This window comes from Burkholderia sp. 3C, from assembly GCF_054589155.1.
On record NZ_BAAILN010000092.1, the window covers coordinates 85,406 to 103,547 of the forward strand.

Here is an 18,142-nt window from a genome sequence, read left to right on the forward strand (position 1 = left end):
GTCCTGGTAGAAATCGGCGAAGCGCGCCACCAGCACGTAGCTGCCGGTGCGCGGTTGCGGCCAGGCGGGCGCGTCATGCATGGCGATCTCCTGCGGGAGCGGGCTGGGCCGGCGCGCCGGTGGCGAGCTTGTTGCGATAGAGCACGATCGCGTTGGGCCGCGCATCGTTCTTGCGGCCGACGATCTGCAACAGCGACGCGTCGCCGAACGCGTGCAGCGCACCCTGGTCGTCGAGCGCGAGCGGCTGGTTGCGGATCGCGAACAGCAGCGCATGCGGGCGCAGCTTCTCGCGCTCGATCTCCTGCGCGCTCAACGCGCGCACCAGCGCGCCGGCCACCCGCGCGCGGCGCAGCTTCGGCTGCACGGCGGCGTCGGCGATCAGGGCCTCGTCGAGCCAGCCGAGCAGTTGCGTGGCGGTTTGCCCGTCGCGCGGCTCGAGTTCGACGATCAATTCGTCGCCCATGCCCGGCGGCAGCCGCCGCTCGAAGCACAGGTCGGGCTGGGTCGGCGAATACGATTCGACGCGCTTGAAATCGAGCTGTTCGTAGCGCGTGTCGAGCGTGTCGATGCGCGCCTGCACGAACTCGATCGCCTGCCGGAACTGCGGCGCGCAATCGTCGTGCTGATACGGCTTCATCAGCAGCGGCGTGGGGTCGGCGCCGATCCCGGCCGCCGCGCCCACCAGGTGCGCGAGCGCCTGGTAAAGCTGGCTCGGGTGGGTGCTGGCGGCCAGCAGCGTGGAGAACGGCGGCAGGCACGCGCCGATGCGCCGCGCCGCATCGAGATGCTGGCGCTGCTCCACGCTCAGCGTGTCCTCGCGCGCATCGAGCTTGCCGTGCTCGCCCAACTGCACGACCTTGTCCCACAGTTGATCGTGCAGTTCGTGCAGGCCGCGCCACAGGTTGGTTTCGCCGAGGCTGTCGGCCACCGCGATGTTCAGCATCGGCGGATGGTAGGGCGTGATGCGCAACTGCTGGTTGTCGGCCCGCGAGATTTCGAGCAGCGGCACGGCGGTCTGGGTCGACGGCGAACTGGTGCCCAGGTGCAGATGGAAGCGCACCTGCAGGCGCGGCAGTTGCACGGCCTGCTCGCCGGTGTTTTCGTCGAGGTTCGATTCGTCGAGCACCGAGTTGTAGCGGCGTTCCTGGCTGTCCTGCACGGCCGCGTGCGCGCCGCGCGGGTTCACGCAGCACCACACCTTGACGGGCGGCTCGCCGCTGCGGCACGCCGCGCCCACGTCGATCTCGATGTTGCCGGGCGGCGTGTAGGGCAGCGCGCCGGGAAAGCCCACCAGCAGCCCGTCGGGCAGCAGGCATTCGAGCTCGCTGATGCTGAGGATTTCCTTCACCAGTTCGAAGCGCAGCGTCAGCACGCCCCAGTAGAACGGCGTCACGGTTTGCAGGCGATGGCGCAGATGCGCCTGCCAATAGCGGTCGTTCTGTTGCAGATGCTGCGGCGAAAGCATCATGCCTTCCGACCACTGGACGGCATCGGGGAGCGGGGCGGTGAGTGTCATGGCCTGTTCATTCCGGAAAACGCATCGCGAGCGGGCCTCACTGCGATTGATAGGTGACGGCGGTCGGCGTGAGCCAGATCGTCACGTTCTTGTACGGCGTGATGTTGCCCTTCGGCTGGCCGGCCGCGCTCAGGTAGTTCGCGTAGCTGTAGACGGCGATCGCCTTGCCATGACGCTTCGGCAGGCTGGCGGTGGCCAGCGTGGCGGGCGGCACCTGCAGGCTCACCACGTCGATCGCGGTGGCGAGGCCGGCCAGCAGCGCGTCCTTTTTCTGGAACCAGTCGGGGCCGGTGGCCGGCAGCAGCGCGAGCACGTTGCTGTCGTACACGAACACCACGTCGAGCTGGGTGGCGGCGTTCTGGTTCGCGCTGATCTCGGCCACCACCTTGATCTGCGAGACGGCGGCCGTCTTCGGGCCGAACCAGCTGCAGGCGGCGAGCAGGGCGCACGGCGCGGCGAGCGACAGGCGGCGTAACCACGCCGGCGGGGCGGATGCGGTGCGCATGCTCATCCCAGCAGCAGCACTTTGAACTGCGCCGGCACCAGCGACATGCCCATGGTGTTGAACGGCAGGCCGTTCATGCCGACCAGCGAGGTCATGCGGGTGGCGAACGCGGTGCCGACGATCACCTTCAGGCTGCCCGTCAGGTAGGTGTCCGGCCCCATGAAGATGCCCGAGACCACGCCGCCGAGCACGCCCGGCTCGTCGCCCATGCTGATCGTGCCTTCGGTCATCAGGTTCTCGGCCAGCCCCTCGCCGAACATCACGTTGAACACCGACGGAATATGGCTGGCCGACATCGCCATGTTCGGATACGGCAGCGGAACGGGCACCAGGGCCGGCGTCTTGCAGACGTCGGGCACGGTGAACATCGACATGGCGGCGACGCTGTTGGTGGCGAACATGGCGGGCGGATCTCCGGTTTCGGTGGCGAGCGGTGCGGTAACGAGGCGGTGGCGGGGCAACGGCGAGGCAGCGCGGCGTCAGCCCATGCTGATGCGTTCGCCGTCGACCTTGACGTCCTCGTCGGCCGTGACGACGGCCTGCTGGCCATGCAGGCGCAGCACCCGGCTGACTTCGAGCAGGTAATGGCCGGCGCGACCGACGAACTGCCCGACGCTCTGCACCAGGCTTTCCTGCACGGTGGTGAACAGGTTGCGCGCGTTCAGGCTCAGGGCGCCGGTGGCGGCGCTGATCTCCACGTCGGTCAGCGCCTGCACGGTGATCGCGTCGCTGGCGCCGAGGCTGATGCGCGGCTGCTCGATGCGCAGCTCGCGTGCGCCCGGCACGCTCAATTGCACCAGGTGCGGCTCGCTGCGATGCAGGATGTGCAGCACGTAGCTGGCCGCATTGCGGCAGGTGGCCACCAGCACGTGATCGCCCACCTCGGGCCGGATCAGGCAGCTCAGGGCCTGGTGCGCGGCGCGCCCGTCGTCGAGCAGGAAGGCGTGCTGGTCGAGCGCCACGATGATGCGGGCCTCGACGAGGTGCAGCGGCAGGGGCGGCGGCAGCTTGTTGCCGGTCTTGGCGGTAGCCATCATTCGTTCTCCAGGGCGAGCGTGCGGGCCTCGGCGGCGAGGCGGGCGGGGTCGGTGCGGCCGACGCGGTGCTGGCTGGCGCCGCGAAAGTTCGTCTCGCACAGCGACGCGTTGTGGAATTGGGCGTGGTCGAGCGTGGCGTCGCCGAAATCGACGTGATCGCCCTCCACCTGTTCGAAGCGCGCGTGGCTCAGGTCGGCGCGCCGGAACGACACGTTGTCGTGATGGCTGCGGTTCCAGATGCTGGCGCGCAGCCGCGCGCCGTCGAGCCGGCAGCCGTGCAGGCGCGCTTTCTGGAAGATCGCGCCGTCGAGCTGCGCGTCGGCCAGGCTGGTGTCGGTCAGCACGGCTTCGAGCAGCAGCGCGTGCGGCGCCACCGCATTGCTGAGGTTGGCGTGCGCGAGCCGTGCGCGGTACAGGTTCACGTGGCTCAGGTCGGCGCCGGCCAGGTCGGCATGACCGAGTTCGGCGTCCTGCATCGAGCACCGCGGCAGGCGCAGCCCGCTCATCAGTTGGCCTTCGAAATTCGCGTTCGAGAAGATCGTGCCCTCGGCCTGCAGGCCGGCCAGGTTCACGGTGCGCCAGTCGGCCGGGCTGATCACGCATTGCCGCAGCGTCGCGCCGGCCACGCTGGTGCGATCGAAGCGGCTGTTCAGCAGCGTGCAGCGCGTCAGCGCGCTGCCATCCAGGCGGGCCTGGTCAAGCGTGCCGTTGACGATCGTGCAGGCCTGCACCTGCGCATGCTCCCAATGGCTGGCAGTCAAATTGCAATCGATCCAGCTGACGTGGCGCAGGTTGCGCGCCGCGAGCCGGGCTTGCGACAGGTCGCATTTGACGAAGCTCGCGTGATCGAGATCGGCGTTGCCGAAATCGGCGCCCCGCAAATCGCAATCGATGAAGCGCACGCGCGCCAGGTCGGCCCCGGCGAACGAGGCGCCGGCCAGGTCCGTCTGGTTGAAGATCGCGCCGGCCAGCGCACGGTGGCGCGCGTCGAGACCGCGCAGATCGTGCGCGCGGATCGGCTGGTCGAGCCGGATCGCGAGCGCGATCTCGTCCCACGGCGCGGCGCTCTGCGAGGCGGGCACGGCTTGGTGCAGGGTGCTCATGCCGGGCTCCCGGTGGCGGCGAGCGCGCCTTCGGGCGGAATCGCGCCGCTGCGTTCGCATTGCAGGAAGGCGGTATCCACCAGGCGCGCGCCGGAAAAATCGGTCTTGCGGCACAGGCAGCGATAGAACTCGGCCGCGGCCGCGTCGCTGTCGCGCAGGTCGGTGCGATACAGGCCGCAGCGCGCGAACAGGCCACCGTCGAGCCGCGCCCCGCGCAGGTCGCTGCGGCCGAGATCGCAACGCAGCAGGCGCGCGCCGCTGAGGTCGGCGCGGCCGAAATCCGCGCCGTTGAAGCCGCATTGCCTCGCCGTGACGCCGGCCAGCACCGCGTCGCGCCAGACCGTCGCGCCGCCTGCCTGCACGCCGTCGAGCACGGCCTCGTGCCAGCGGCTCGCCTGCAGGTCCGACATCGTGAACACCGATTTGAGCAGCTTGGCGCCGCCGAAATCGGCGCGCGCGAGCCGGGCGCGCAGGAACACCGTCTTGTCCAGCGTGGCGGCGTGCCAGCGGCTGTCGTCGGCGTCGAGATCGAACAGCGTGGCCTTGCTCGCGTCGGCGCCGTCGAACACCGCGTACGGGCAGGCGAGACGAATCGCGAGCAGGCGGCGCAGGCATGCGCCGCGCAGGCTGGCATGCGGCCATTGCGCGTCGATCGCCTGGGCGCGGGTCAGGTCCGCGCCGTCGAACACCACGTCGTCGCCCCGGCTTTCGCACAGGTTCGCGCCTTGCAGGTTCGCACCACCGAAGTCGGCCCCGTCGAGCCGCGCGCCGAGCAGCACCGCGCCTTGCAGGTTCGCGCCCGCGAAACACGCGCCGCGCAGGTCCGCGCCGTCGAACATCGTCTCGCGCAGGTCCGCGCCCGAGAAATCGGCGCCGCGCAAATCCGCGCCGGCCAGATCGCGCCCGGCCAGCAGCACGCCGGCCGCATGCCATTGACGCACGCGCGCGCCGAGCTGCGCCGCCACCTCGGGCGGATACGGCAGCGCGGCCTGGGCCAGCTTCGGCGCGGCGCGGCGCGACTGGCGCTTCAACGCCGGCAACTTGGCGATGGCCTCGCGCGAGGCCGCATCGCGGCTGCGTTGCTGCTCGCTTGCATCGGCGGGCAGCGGCGGCCATTGCGCGAGCATCGATTCGACCTGCGGATCGCGGCCGGCCACGGCGGGCGGCAGCAGGTCATGGGCCGGCCGGGCCGCGCGCTCGAACGCGGCGTCGAGCAGGGCGGCCGGATCGACCGGCGCCGGCACGGCGGCGGGCACGCTGGCGAGCGCGGCCTTGCCGCGTCGTTCGGCGTCGTCGGCCAATGCCTTGGCCTTGGTGACGATCTCGGACAGATCGAAATCGCCTTCGGCGACTGTTTGCGAGGTCATCAGGCCGAGCGCCGGCAGCGTGGCGCGCGCCGGCACGTGATCGGCCGGCGGCGGCGTGCCGCGCCGCGCCCAATACTGCGCATCGAGCAGGTCGAGCCGCTGCTGGCTGCGCGCGAGCGCCGCCTGTTCCGCCTCGTGCTGCCGCGCGGCGCGGCGCGCCAGCGCCTCGGCCGAGCGCTCGGGCGCGAGCTGGCTGTCGTTGAATACGTGCTGGCGGCCCAGCACCGGATCGAGACGCAGCGCCATCACCGCGTCGTAGTGCGAGCGCGGCTTGGGCTCGCCCGCATGCTCGTAGGCGGCCATCAGCACGGCCACGTCCTGCCCGTCGCTGTCGGCGATCTCGATCGTGCCGTGATGGATCGACACGCCCAGATCGTGATCGGGCACCAGCCACAGCGTGTCGAGCTTCATCGCCACCTCGCGGGCCTGCGCCGGCGCTTCGCCCGCACCGAGCACGAAGGCGCGCGCGGCGAAGGCCGGCACCTCGCCGGTCAGTTCGGCATGGCGCGGATGCAGGTTGCGCAGCGTGTAGCGCTCGCCGCCCGCGAGCGGCGCGTCGAGCCACTGATCGGGCGGCGCCATGTTGAACACGTGCCAATCGAGGTCCGGCGCGAAGCCGGGCTCGGCCGGCGCGCTCCAGCCGCGCCCGTAGCGGCCGAACCGGTCGCGCCGCGCGGCGTTGCCGATCGGAATCGGGCCGAACCCGGCCGGCACGCCGGCGCGCCAGGCGGCGTCCACCTCGCCGGCCGGGTAGGCCACGTTCGGCATCGCGCCGCTGCCGGTGCCGAAGCGCGCCTCGCGGGTGCCGCATCCGGCCGGATTGACCGGATTGCGCGGGCCGCCGAATGCCCGCGCGTACGTCAGCGGCATCGTCAGGAACGGCTTGGCGCGGCCGACCTGGCGCGCCCGCAACGCATCGGCGCGCCATTCGCGCTCGCCGCAGACCGCCAGGCACTTGCTGATCAGCGGCCGGCCGTCGGCGGCATCCAGCCGCAGTTGCACGGTGAGGCTCGCGCACGCCTGCTGGCCGGGCGCATGGGCGGCGCCGAGCAGCAGCACCTCGGCGCCGGGGCGCGGCATCGCCTCGTCGAGCGGCTGGCCGGCCGGCAGGCTCGCGGCCACGTGCGGCCACTGGGTGCTTTCGGCCAAATAGCGCTCGCAGGGCGCGCCGAGCGGAAAGAAGCCGAGCGCGGCCACCGACAGGTAGTGCCGGCCCTCGAACGTGTACGGCTTGAAGAACAGGCCGAGCGACTGGGGTTTGACGATTTTCATCGGGCGGCGCTCACATGAAGATCAGCGTGGCTTCGATCATGTGGATCCGCGTCACGATGTTGTCGACGTGGGGCGTTTCATCGTTGTTCGACACGCGCGCGCCGGGGCCGGCCGTCTCCACCACGGTGATCGCCGCCATCGTGACGATGTTCGAGGTCGCGCCGCTGGTCTCGATGCGGGTGGTGTCGCCGTGGGTGGCGGTGGTGGTGGACGCGCCGCTGGTCTCGCTTTGCTGCACCACGCCGTTGATCTTGGTGACGGTTTCGCCGCAGTTCACGTGATCGACCACGGTGAGGCCGGTGGTCTCGGTGCGCGTGGTGTTGCCGGTGAGCGAGGTTTCGAAGACGTTGCCGGTGGTGGTGTTGCGGGTGACGTTGCCGGTCAGCGACACCTCCATCACGTTGCCCGAGGTGGTGTTGCGCATCACGTTGCCGCTCACGCTGTCCTCGATCAGGTCGCCCGAAACCGTGTTGCGCACCGTGTCGCCCGACAGGCTGGTTTCGAGGGTGTCGCCGCTGATCGTCGTGCGCACCGTGCTGCCCACCATGGTGCTGTCGATCACCGAGCCGGTGATGTTGGTGTTCATGCTGATACCGGTGGTCGAGAGGCTGACCGAGCTGCCGACGATCGATACCGCGCTGCTGTCGCCGACGGCGCGCGTCGATTGCTCGTCGCCGACCGTGCTGTCGCTGATCGAGGTGCCGAACACCGAGTGGCTGTAGCTGCGCGTGCCGCTGGTGCGGCTGTAGGTCGAGCCGATCGCCTCGGTGGCGCTGAGGATGTCGCCCTCGGGCTGCCCGCCGCCATACAGCTCGGCCGGGTTCGAACGCGCGCCGGGCGCCGACGGGTCGGCGCAACTGAAGCTGTAGCCCGCGCCCTGCGAGAAGCTGGCGTTGCCGAAATGGCCGCTCGCATAGGCGCTGGAGACGATCCGCGTGGCCTGGCCCAGGTCCGGCGCGGACAAGCGGCCGTAGTTGATGGTCTGGTTGTCGCCGTAGTTGGTCGAATACTGGCTGCCCACATGGGTGTTCGACAGCCAGCCCGACGGCACTACCAGCGTGCTGCCGTTCGACTGGATCACGTTCTGGATCTCGGGCAGCTCCGATTCGTCCTGCGCGCGCGACACCACCACGATCGCGCCGATGGTGGGCGCGGTCTGCATCGACGCGGACAATTTGATCCACACCGGCGGGTCGTCCTTGGCGGCGGTCGAGAAGCGCACGTGCACGCCGATCTGCGGAAACGAGCCGGGGTTAAGGGTGTCGACGAAGCTGGCCTGCGCGGTGGCGAACGACGACGCCGCGCCGAAATCGATCGGCGGCTGGGCCGGCGCGCTGGTGCCCGACACCACCTCGGCCAGCACCGCGCCCTGCTGGGTGGACTGGATCGAGTAGGGCGTGATCAGGAACGCCGCGTCGCCGGCCTGGAAATGGTTCTGGTAGCCGCCGTCCATGCTGGCCTGATGCGACACCGAGGTCAGCACGAACGCGCCATCGAGGAACGTCGCCTCGGGCGTTTCGCCATCGCCGGCCGCGCGCAGGCGGAAGCGATGGCCCACCCGAAACGCCGAGCAACGGCTCGCGCCGCTCAACTCGCGGCGGCTGCTTTCCAGCGAGCTTTGCGTGCTGCGCGAGAGGATGCGCGCCTCCTCCTTGCCGCCGCCGTACTGATAGCTCTTGTAGAGGTTGAACGGCAGCGGATCGGCATCGTGATGTTCGTCGGCGCTGAACGAATTGAACTGCACCACGCGGTTGGTCAGCCACGCGCCGTCCTGCTGGGTCAGCACGCCATGCACGCCGGTGCTGGCGAGCGTCTGCTTCATGCTGAATTCGGTGACCAGATCGTCCTGCTCCATGCCGAGCGCGCTCGTCTCGGTGTACGTGTAGCGCAGCGGCGGCTGGCCGGGCGCAACCTCCGGGTATTGCGGCAGGTTCGAGAACACCACGCGGTGGCCGGTGGCGCCGTGCACGAAGTAGTAGTGCATCAAGGCCTTGCCCATCAGGCGCTTGAGGAATTCGAGATCGGTCTCGCCGGCCTGCATCCAGTCCTGGCGGCGGATCGTGGCCAGGTTGTCGAGCGTGACCGCGATCGGCGCGTAGGCGATGTGGTGCGCGTCCAGCAGCAGCTCGATCATCTCGCGCACGGTGCGGCGATTGAACACACGGTAGTGGTTGGTCAGGCCGAGCCGGTGCAGCGCCGGCTTCATGCCGATGCTGTAGTTGCCGCGATGGCCGGCCGCGAAGCTCGTCACGATGCCGTTGAACAGCGAAAACTGTTCGGCGGCCACGCTGTCGCCATCGAGCGCGGCCTGAAACGCGCCCTCGCTCGACGCGGCGTCGCCCACCGGCTTGGCGATGCCGACCGTGATCGCGCGGCCCACCAGTTCGTCGAAGCGCAGCCGGCCCGACGCCGCGCCGCTCGAATTGCCGCTCAGTTCGAGCTGGAATTCGAACGGCTCCGACACCTGCTCCTGGCCCTGGAAGCTTTCCAGCCGGAAGGTTTCCGCGCCGAGCACGGTGTTGCGATTGACGAACACGGCGCAGTGCAGGAACACGCGCGGCTCGGGCGCACCGAGCCGCTGCACGGAGAACGCGCGTGTGGCGTCGACGCCAAGAATCTCGTTCATGCGGCCTCCACGGCGTGATTGGTGCGAATCAGAAAGCGCACCGGGCGGCTCGCGTGCGGATGCGCGGGCTTGCCGGCCAGCCAGGCGCTTTGGCCGAGCCGCATCGAGGTGGTGTCGGTGCCGCGCGCCGGTTGCGGCAGCGGCACGCCCGGCACGCTGGCCTCGCGCACGTGCAGCACGATCTCGCAGTCGGCCAGGCGATCCACCAGCAGCTTCACGAGGCCGCACAGCATCGCGTAGTTCGACGAGGCGCCCGCGGGCCGGGCGGTGGCGGCCGACGCCGCCCAGCGGCCAAGGCTGTCGGGCGGATCGGCCGGTTCGGTCGGGTCCGAGCCGTCGGGCGGCGGCAGCAGGCGTTGCAGCGCGTCGTAATCCACCACGCCGATCTCGATGCGCAGCCGCGCCTGCTGGTCCCACACGCGGCGGCCCACCACCAGCGTGCGGCCGAGCTGATGGTTGCGCACGCCGAGCACGCAACGGTCGCGCACGTCGAGTTCGTGCCAGGCGCCGACGTTCTCGGTCACGCTGACCTGCGCGTCGAGCGCCGCGCCCAGCACGTCCACCAGCGTCGAGGCGGGGCGGCGGCGGTTCGCCAGCAGCCCGGCGATGCCGAGCCAGGCGCGCTGCGGCAGCGGCACGCGCGCGGCCAGCCGGGGGTCGGCAAGGCCCGACAGCGCGGCCAGGCAGCCGGCGATCTCGGTTTCGCCGGGCGGACGGTCGTTCAGCCCCGGCGTGAGCGCCTGCTTGACCTGATAGCGCAGCACGTTGGCGCGCTGGTTGAACATGTCGAGGAAGTCCGCCATCGCCGTGGCGCGCTCGGAGGCCAGCTCCCGCACCCATTCGGTGAACGATTCCGGCAGCGGGCCGGTCACGCTGGCGATGCAGAAATTCGCGGTGCGGATGTCGACGCCGCGAATCCGGCGCGCGCGGCGCCCGGCCGGTGCAGCGGCATCGAGCTCGGCATCAAGCTCGGCGTCGTCCGGTTCGCCGGGCAGCAGCGAAATGCGCGTGAACTCGCGCGCCGGGAATGCCGCCGAGAGATCCGCGCGAAAACGCAGCCGCTGCCCGATCGGCAGCGCCGGGTCGGTGTCCGAGAGCAGCAGGCGCATCAACTGGAACACGTCGAAGTCGCCGTACTGCTGGAACAGGTAGTCCCTTACAGTGCGATAGCGGTGCCGGCCGATGGCTGCCATGGCTTGTGGCTCCCCTTGAGATTGCGCGTTTCGAGCGCGACTTCCACCAGATGATTGACGCTGGCATAGCCGCGCAGGAAATGGCGCAGCACCGAACAGAACAGCACCGTGCTGGCCGCGCCGATATCGCTCGGGTCCATCGTCACGGTCAATTCGACGCCGCGCACGAAGCCGCGCCAGCCGTCACGCCCCACATGGCGCATGATGCTGCGGCTGCGCAGCGCCTGGATCGCGTCGATCTGCGCCCAGCCGCTCTCGCGTTGGGTGCCGACGTGCAGGCGCAGGATGTCCTTGAGCGCGGCCAGCGCCACCGGGCCGCCGTCGAGCGACAGGTGGTTCAGCGACAGTTGCGAGATCAGCGACCACGGGCGGTTGCCGATCTGCGGCGGCGTGTGGTGCGGCGTGGGCTTGGTCAGGGCGAGGATGCGGTTGGCCGGCCCCGCGTCTTCCAGATGCAGCGGGCTGCCCGACATCAGCCGCTCCGGCAGCCGGCGGTTGGTGCACAGCGCGCGGCCACCCACCACCTCGTCGGTCAGTTGGCCGAGGTCGAAATGCTCGTCGAGGAACGACACGTACATCTCGCTGCCGGCCACGTATTGCGCGGTGGCGGGCAGCCGGCGCGGCAGGTAGAAATAATCCTGATCCTCCAGCCGCCGGAAATCGTCCATCGCGAAATACGGCGCGATCGAGCGCGGCTTGCCCTCGCTCGAGATCGATTCGAGCATTTCGATCGAATGGATCTCGCAGTAGCGGTGGTTCTTCAGGTCACCGGTGACGTGATATTCGTATTCGGTATGGGTCAGCGCGATCGGCTCGATGCGTTGCGAGAACAGGTTCACCAGCGGCACGCAATTCAGGCGCAGCGACGCCGGGCCGATATTCCAGTCCGGCTGAAACGGCATGTCGAGCACCAGGATCAGGTCGAAGTAATCTTCCACGGCGCTGAAATCGATCTCGTCGAGACGGCCGATTTCGAAGAACAGGAATTTCTCGGGAAACGCGAAATACTCCTGGAGCAGCCGATAACCGGGGTGCGTATGGTGGTTCGCGGTCAGCGCCGCTTCGTCCGGCTCCATGCCGAGCCAGCGCAGGCTGTCGGGCGGCAACTGGCGGGGCCGGGCCGCCATCGACGGCAGCACCGCGACGCCGCTCAAATGCAGCGCGAGGCTTTCATACAGTTCGATCGCGTCGGCCTGGGCGTTGTCGATATAGAAGCGCAGCCGGCGCGGGCCGGCGCCCTTGGTATGCAGCGTGCCCACGCCGTCGGCGCGCAGGCGGATGCGCAGCACCGATTGCGAGGCCGTCACGCCGCCCATCGATTCGTAGCCGTGACCCGATTCGAACGACACCGTGTCGATGCGCAGCGGCAGCAGCGGCGTGTCGTAGCAGGTGCGGAACCGGCACTCGGTGCTTTGCCCGAGATGATTGGTGGGCGAGGCGCTCATCATGCGGCCACGCGGCAGCACCTGTTCGCGCGAGAAATCCGCGCCGTCCGGCTTCGGTTCGATCTGCGCGATCAGCATCGACGGGATCGGCGCCTCCAGGTGCGGATACAGGAACGACAGCAGCGTATCGGGCAGGCGCGCCTTGTCCTGCGCGATCTGGTGGCGCAGCCGCGCCGCGAGAAACGCGAACGATTGCAGCAGCAGTTCCACCTGCGGATCGGTCGCCTCGCGCGCGTTGAGCCCGAGCGTGCGCGCCAGCTCGTGATGCTTCTCGCCGAACAGCACCGATTCGGTACGCAGCGAGGCGAGTTCCTCGCGGAAGCAGTCGGCGAGGTTGGAGGTGGCGGGGCGCATCGTGACCTCGGGGCTCAGTGGGAGGGCAACTCGAAATGGAACACGTCGGTGCCGTTGCCGTCATCGAGCGAACCATAGATCGCGAGCCGGTACGGGCCGAGCGGCTGCCCGACCGACTCGATCTTCACGCGCGGCGCGAGCAGCCGCGGCTCGTGGCGGGCGATCAGCAGCGCCAGCCGCTGCGCATAGCGTTCGAGCTGCGGCTTGCTGTACATCTCCAGCTCGACCGCGCTCGGCATGCCGAAGCCGAGCAGATCCACGCCCGCGCCGGTGCTGCGCGCGCTGACGATGCGCTGGATCTGCGCGGCGACCGCCTCGCGCAAGTCGAACGGCCGGGAGCCGTCGAAGGCGGGCGCTTGCGCGAGGCGTTCGAGCAGGAACGGCATGGCGTGCTCCGGCTGCGGCGGATCAGAGGTTCGACGAGAACTTGCCGGCGATCGGCATGTTCTTCGCGATACTCCAGCCCGCCGTCTTCACGCCCTTGGTGGACATGTCGTTCATCTGCTGCGTGTAGGTCCAGATGACTTCCGTGAAGTTGAGCTTGAACTGCTCGGTCGGCATGTCGTCGGGATGCGTCTGCAGCTGGATCTCGCTGATGATGGCGTCCTTCAGCTCGATCTTCATGATGTTGGTGGTCTTGCCGCCCGATTCGCGCGCGATGTAGATCGTGCTCGGCTTGTCCGCGCCCTTGCCGAGCGTGGTGGCGCCCAGGCAGTACTCGTAGAGCTTGACCGAGGTCTGGTCCACGTACTTCACGAGCGTGAACTCGGTGATGATCGGCCGGCCCGAGGTGCGCGCGTTGTTGCTGACGTCGGTGGTGATCTGCTGCTTCATGCCCTGGTGCAGCGAGACGATTTCGATGCAGAGGCCGGAGGGGCCGTCCGCGGCCCAGGCCGAGTTGTCGACCTGGCTGCCGTCGTCGTTCATGATGCTTTGATCGCCCGGCTGGAAAAGAATCAGATCCATGATGGTTCCTGGAATGGAAGAGGTCGCGTATTACTTCGGCAGGTTGGCCACGAGGCGGATCGAGGTGGTCAGTTCCTCGAGCTGGAAGTGCGGCTTGAGGAACACCGTGGCGCGGTATGCGCCCGGCTCGCCCGGCACTTCGGTCACCACCACGCGGGCTTCGCGCAGCGGATAGCCGGCCTTGGCGTCCTGCGGCGCGTTGTCGTCGAGCAGCACGTAGTTCGAGATCCACGCGTTGAGGAAATCCTCCACGTTGCCGCGCGTCATGAAGCTGCCGATCTTCTCGCGCATGATCACCTTGATGTAATGCGCGAAACGCGAGGCGGCGAGCATGTACGGCAACATCGCCGAGATGCGCGCGTTGGCGTTGGCCGAATCGGAGAAGTACTTCTTCGGCTGATTGGTGGTCTGGCCGCCGAAGAACGCCGCCTTGCCGGTGCCCTTGCAGTGGCAGAGCGAGATGAAGCCGAGGTCGTTCAGTTCCTTCTCGCGACGGTCGGTGATCGAGATTTCGGTGGGGCACAGCAATTCCACGCTGCCGTGCGCCGACGTGTAGGTGTAGCTCGGCAGGTTGTCCACCAGGCCGCCGCCTTCCACGCCGCGAATCGCCGCCGTCCAGCTGTACAGCGAGAACGCGTTGGTGATGCGCTGGGCCAGCAGGTAGGCCGGGTTGCCCCACAGGAAGTGGTCCGGCGCCGGATCGGGGTAGCTCAGGACGTCGCCCGCGTCGGAAATCAAGGCCGTTTCGGTGCCCGAGCCGATGCGCTCGTCGAAATTGATGCCGTCGCACGGCACCGTGTTGCGCTTGTCCGGCGAGCCGTACGGCAGGCGCAGCAGCGCGCGCGGCAGGGCGAGCGTCACGTAGCGCGCGTCTTCCGTTTCGCGGAACGCCTGCCATTGCAGCGAATCCTGGCCTTCGAAGATCTTCGCGAGGTCGCGCGGCTTGTCGAGCTTGTCGAAGCCGTCCAGGCCGAACAGCGCGGGCGAGGCCTGCGCGATGAACGGCGCATGGGCCGCCGCCGCCACTTCCGACATCTTCGAGATGAAATCGATGTCGTTCGAGGTGTGGTCGATCGCGTAGTCGCCCACCAGCAGGCTGTACGGATTGCCGCCGAAGGTGCCGTACTCGGCCTCGTAGATCATCTTGAACAGCGCGCTCTGGTCGAACTCCACCGCCTTCATCATGTCCTGGCGCAGTTCGTCCTTGGTGGCGTTGAACACGCGCAGCTTCAGCATGGTGCTGGTCTCGGTGTTCATGACCAGGTAGTTCAGGCCGCGCCAGGTCGCTTCCATCTTCTTGAAGCTGTCGCTGTGCATGACGCCCGACAGCGCGATGCTCAGTTTCTCGTCGATCAGCGCCACCAGTTCGTCGATCACGGCGATCGCGCCGCGCGCGCTGGCGGTGTTGATGGCTTGCGTGGCGACCTTGTCGGTCGCGACGAAATACAGGTTCAGTTGGTCGGCGAAGGCCTGCACCAGCGGCTTGATCTGATCGACCTGCACGCCGGGCACGGCGGCGATGGTGGCTTGCGCGGCGGCCACATCGCTGGCGGCGAGGGCGGGAGCGGGCGCGGCCGGTTTGGGCGGCACCACGGGCGGGGTCGGCTCGACCGGCGCGGCGGGATTGGCCGGATCGACGGGCGTGGCCGGGTCGACCGCCGGGGCCGGGGCCGGAGCCGGGTCCTTGGCGGGGTCCGCAGCGGGTGCGGGCGTGGTGCCCTGCGACAGCTTGCCGATCAGGGTATCGAGCGCCGCGCCGAGCGCATCGTTGGTTTCCGCGCGGGCCTGCAGATCGCGGATCTGCGTGCGCGAATCGTAGAGCTTGCTCAACGACGGCAGCGCCTTGACGATCGGCATCGGCTCGAACGCGTCGATGGTCTTGAACGTCAGTTCGAAATCGTCGCCGAGCAGCCCCTTCAGTTCGGCGTCCGCGTTCTTCGCCGCCGTCAACGTGACGCGCGGCAGGATCTGCTCCATCACGTTGTTGAAGTTGTCGCGGTCGATCTCGACCATCGAACGCTGCTTGATGGGCGGCGTCGCGTCGTCGGTGGCGCGGTCGCCCTTCAGGTCGGCGAGCACGCCGACGATGAACGGCAGTTCCTTCTTCTCGATCGCGCCGCCCGTTTCCACGTCGTACGTGATTCGGACCCGGGGAGGGCGGACTCGCAACAGCTTTTTCTGAATGCTTTCACTCATGATCTCACCTCGCGTTATTGACTTTGTTGAAGCAGCCGGTTCGTTCGTCGATGAGCAAGCTCGGCGCGCCGACGTTGCCAGCTACGGCAACACGGCCGGGGCCTCGGAATGGCGGACGCTGTACTGCTATCGATAAGGTCTTCACGACGGCGCGGAAAAACCGGCCGAGGGTGAACGCTTCGCGGCAACAATCTTGCAATCGGCGTGCCAGGCTTGCGCGGGGCCGGCAACGCGATGATTTGAAATGGGAAATGACGCCAGGCGTGGATCGGTGTTGGGTGTGTGCGCACCCAGTGCTCGCGGCGCGATTCGGGTTGCGGCCGCGTGCCGCGAGCCGCTCCGCATGGCGTTCCGGCCGGTGGGTGGAACCTCGCCCAGATGGGTGAGCGCGAACCCCGACGAGGCGTATTTCCGCGAGGTGGTGGAGCGCAGCGTGCACGCGGTGGGGGCGCACGGCACGGTGTTTCTCGGCGACATTCGGCACTGCGGCCTGTTGCCGGTGTTTCACGCCTCGCTCGAAAAGTACGGGCAGCGCGGCGATCTGCGCCTGTCGCAACTCGCGCCGCGCGTCGCGCAGCGCGCGGCCAACGAATCCGAACTGACCGTCGACCCGGCGTGGTTCCTCGCCTTGCAACAGCGGTTGCCGACGATCGGCCACATCGACATTCAGTCGAAGGGGCGGCGCGTGCACAACGAGATGACGGACTACCGCTACGACGTGGTGATCCGGGTCGGCCACGCCGCCACCGCGCCGAGCGGCGGCCTGCGCTTCGATGCGTGGGACGGCGCGCCGCTGCCGCTGATCGAGCAACGGCCGAAGGCGCATTTCGACTCGCACGGCGAGCACGGCGATGCGCCGCCGTTCGCGCTGGGCGGCATCGCCGACGCCGCGCTGGCCGCCGATATCGCCGTGCATCGCGCGCTCGGCACGGACCTGACGCTCGACGCGGTGCTCGAAAGCGTCGCGCCGGCCGTCGATCGCCACGCGATGCGCGCGATGTGCGAATCGCTCGGCCTGCACGTCGCCATGGCGCCCGCCAGCGGCGATCGCGGCACGTTCCACGCGGTGGTGTCGCGCGCGCCGGTCGCCGTCGATTGGCGCGCGGCCGAAGGCACGGCTGCGCCGGCGCGGCTCGTCAATCAGCCGGCGCAGTTGAAGGTGGCCGGGCTCGACGTGCTCCAGGTGCAACGCAGCCTGCGCCAGAGCCTGCCCGACTACATGGTGCCGGCGCACCTGTGCGTGCTGGACAAACTGCCGGTCACGCCGAACGGCAAGGTCGATCGCCGCGCGCTGCCGGCCATCGATTTCAGCCGCAACGCCGCGTCGTACACCGCGCCCGGCACGCCGGCCGAAACCTTGCTGTGCGCGCTGTGGGCCGAGGCGCTGAAGATCGATCGGGTGGGGATTCACGACAACTTCTTCACGATGGGCGGCCACTCGCTGCTGGCGATCCAGCTCGTGTCGCGCATCAACCACGCGTTCGGCGTGGAGCTGCCGCTGTCCAACCTGTTCAGCGACCCGACGCCCGCGGAACTCGCGAAGTGGCTCGCGGCGCCGGTGGTCGAGCGCGGCCTGGTGCTGCCGCTGCGGCCCGGCACGGCCGGCGACGGGGAGGGCAGCGAGAAGGGCGACGGCGCGCCCCCGCTGTTCCTGCTGCATCCGGCGAACGGCGAGGTGCTCGTCTATGCCGGGCCAACGCGATGACGGGGCCGCAGCCCGTGTACGGCATCCGCTCGCCGAAGGCGGCCGGCGTCGAGCTGGCCGACCGCGATCTGGCCGGGCTCTGCTCGGCCTACGCGGACGACATCGAGCGGTTCCAGCCCGCGGGCGAGGTGCGCCTGTCCGGCTGGTCGCTGGGCGGCACGCTGGCGTTGAGCGTCGCGGCGGAACTGGAGCGTCGCGGGCGCACGGTGGCGGGCGTGATCCTGCTCGATACCTGGCTCAATGAACGCCACGAACGCAAACCGCAGGCGGAGGCGGAGGCCGCCGAATTCACGTTCGTCGGCTTCGTCGGCTACATCCTGGCATTCTCCGAGGACGATCCGCTGATTCGCGACCAACCCGAGCTGCATGTCTCGCTCGGCAACCTGCGGGCCGCCGTGTCGAAGCTCGGCGCCGACGCCGTGGCCGACGCACTGCAAGGCGACCCGCGCGCCTTCCTCGAATCTCAAGGCATTTCCGACGAGGCTTATCACACCATGACCGGCTATTTCGAAACGGTGCGCGACGCGTACGCGCTCACCGTCAATTTCGTGCCACCCGTGCTCGATGCGCCGATCCACACGCTCTGGGCGGTCGATTCGCTCGCCACCGGCATCGATCCCGATTGCTGGGCGCCGTACACGCGCAATCTGCGGGGCAGCCACAGCCGGCGGCTGCCGGGGCGGCACATCGATTTCGTGATGGGCGAGAATGCCGCGGCGATCGCGGCGGTACTGGACACATGGCTCGACGACACCGGGCCGCATGCGCCGCAGCACAACCGGGGAGAAATGGCATGGTCCTGAGCCGACACGCGTTGCAAGCATCGACCGACATGAGCGAGGCAAGCGGGGCAGGGG

At 68.9% G+C, this 18,142-nt stretch carries 14 protein-coding genes; 2 read left to right on the forward strand and 12 right to left on the reverse strand.

Annotation, left to right across the window (positions count from 1 at the left end; genetic code table 11):
- Positions 1–73: 73 nt before the first annotated feature.
- The 12 genes from tssK to tssC all read right to left on the reverse strand — a co-directional run bounded on the left by tssK (position 74) and on the right by tssC (position 15,580).
- Positions 74–1,516 (reverse strand): type VI secretion system baseplate subunit TssK, encoded by a 1,443-nt coding sequence (gene tssK, locus ACYP33_RS16620; protein ID WP_459622869.1) that lies wholly within the window; start codon positions 1,514–1,516, stop codon positions 74–76.
- A gap of 37 nt (positions 1,517–1,553) precedes the next feature.
- Positions 1,554–2,021 (reverse strand): hypothetical protein, encoded by a 468-nt coding sequence (locus ACYP33_RS16625; RefSeq protein WP_459622870.1) that lies wholly within the window; start codon positions 2,019–2,021, stop codon positions 1,554–1,556.
- Positions 2,022–2,023: 2 nt separating this feature from the next.
- Complete coding sequence (locus ACYP33_RS16630) at positions 2,024–2,422, reverse strand: DUF4150 domain-containing protein (protein ID WP_459622871.1); 399 nt, start codon at positions 2,420–2,422, stop codon at positions 2,024–2,026.
- Between the two features lie 78 nt (positions 2,423–2,500).
- Complete coding sequence (locus tag ACYP33_RS16635; protein WP_459622872.1) at positions 2,501–3,058, reverse strand: DUF3540 domain-containing protein; 558 nt, start codon at positions 3,056–3,058, stop codon at positions 2,501–2,503.
- Positions 3,055–4,161 carry a pentapeptide repeat-containing protein gene (locus tag ACYP33_RS16640; RefSeq protein WP_459622873.1) on the reverse strand — a complete coding sequence of 369 codons (1,107 nt, stop codon included), beginning with the start codon at positions 4,159–4,161 and terminating at the stop codon, positions 3,055–3,057. Before ACYP33_RS16640 ends, ACYP33_RS16635 begins: the two co-directional genes overlap by 4 nt.
- On the reverse strand, positions 4,158–6,800 hold the full coding sequence (locus tag ACYP33_RS16645; protein ID WP_459622874.1) for a DUF2169 family type VI secretion system accessory protein: 2,643 nt from the start codon (positions 6,798–6,800) through the stop codon (positions 4,158–4,160). The genes ACYP33_RS16640 and ACYP33_RS16645 overlap by 4 nt, the downstream gene beginning before the upstream one ends.
- A gap of 10 nt (positions 6,801–6,810) precedes the next feature.
- Positions 6,811–9,426: a contractile injection system protein, VgrG/Pvc8 family gene (locus ACYP33_RS16650; protein ID WP_459622875.1), complete on the reverse strand. Its 2,616-nt coding sequence runs from the start codon at positions 9,424–9,426 to the stop codon at positions 6,811–6,813.
- Complete coding sequence (gene tssG / locus ACYP33_RS16655) at positions 9,423–10,619, reverse strand: type VI secretion system baseplate subunit TssG (protein ID WP_459622876.1); 1,197 nt, start codon at positions 10,617–10,619, stop codon at positions 9,423–9,425. The genes ACYP33_RS16650 and tssG overlap by 4 nt, the downstream gene beginning before the upstream one ends.
- Positions 10,583–12,418: a type VI secretion system baseplate subunit TssF gene (tssF, locus tag ACYP33_RS16660; protein ID WP_459622877.1), complete on the reverse strand. Its 1,836-nt coding sequence runs from the start codon at positions 12,416–12,418 to the stop codon at positions 10,583–10,585. The genes tssG and tssF overlap by 37 nt, the downstream gene beginning before the upstream one ends.
- Before the next feature lie 14 nt (positions 12,419–12,432).
- Entirely contained in the window at positions 12,433–12,804 is a 372-nt protein-coding gene (locus ACYP33_RS16665) for a GPW/gp25 family protein (protein ID WP_414445200.1), read from the reverse strand.
- A gap of 22 nt (positions 12,805–12,826) precedes the next feature.
- The gene (locus tag ACYP33_RS16670) at positions 12,827–13,384 is read right to left on the reverse strand and encodes an Hcp family type VI secretion system effector (RefSeq protein WP_414445201.1); all 558 of its coding nucleotides are present in this window, start codon (positions 13,382–13,384) and stop codon (positions 12,827–12,829) included.
- Positions 13,385–13,414: 30 nt separating this feature from the next.
- Positions 13,415–15,580: a type VI secretion system contractile sheath large subunit gene (gene tssC, locus ACYP33_RS16675; RefSeq protein ID WP_459622878.1), complete on the reverse strand. Its 2,166-nt coding sequence runs from the start codon at positions 15,578–15,580 to the stop codon at positions 13,415–13,417.
- Positions 15,581–15,962: 382 nt separating this feature from the next.
- Here tssC and ACYP33_RS16680 point away from each other — a divergent pair, with 382 nt between their 5' ends.
- Positions 15,963–17,285 (forward strand): thioesterase domain-containing protein, encoded by a 1,323-nt coding sequence (locus ACYP33_RS16680; protein ID WP_459622879.1) that lies wholly within the window; start codon positions 15,963–15,965, stop codon positions 17,283–17,285.
- A complete protein-coding gene (locus ACYP33_RS16685) occupies positions 17,282–18,088 on the forward strand; it encodes a thioesterase domain-containing protein (protein WP_459622880.1) in 807 nt (268 codons plus the stop codon). The genes ACYP33_RS16680 and ACYP33_RS16685 overlap by 4 nt, the downstream gene beginning before the upstream one ends.
- Positions 18,089–18,142 lie beyond the last annotated feature (54 nt).